The 236-nt window shown below is 78.4% G+C and carries 1 protein-coding gene; it reads right to left on the bottom strand.

All coding sequences use genetic code 11. The features are described from left to right. The coding region (locus ACQG3P_RS23690) for a hypothetical protein (RefSeq protein ID WP_426806415.1) at window positions 1-236 on the bottom strand (236 nt) is incomplete at both ends.

Below are 236 nucleotides of genomic sequence, written 5' to 3' on the forward strand. Positions count from 1 at the left end.
GTGGGGGCGTTTGCGCGCGCCCAGGCAGCGCAGCACCGCCACCTGGTCGTACCGGCGCCGCGCGAAGCGGTTGGCGGCCAGCGGGGGGGCCACGCCCGCCCGCAGTACCGCCAGCAGCGCGGCCAGCGACTGGAAGCGGCCGGCCAGGGCGAACGCGCCGCGCACGCCACGCTGGGCATCGGCACTGCCGTCGATGCGCTGGCCCTTGGCGCGCGGCTGCAGCCAGCCGCGGAAAG

The sequence above is a fragment of the Stenotrophomonas sp. SrG genome, assembly GCF_050031795.1.
GTDB classification, from domain to species: Bacteria; Pseudomonadota; Gammaproteobacteria; order Xanthomonadales; family Xanthomonadaceae; genus Stenotrophomonas; species Stenotrophomonas rhizophila_A.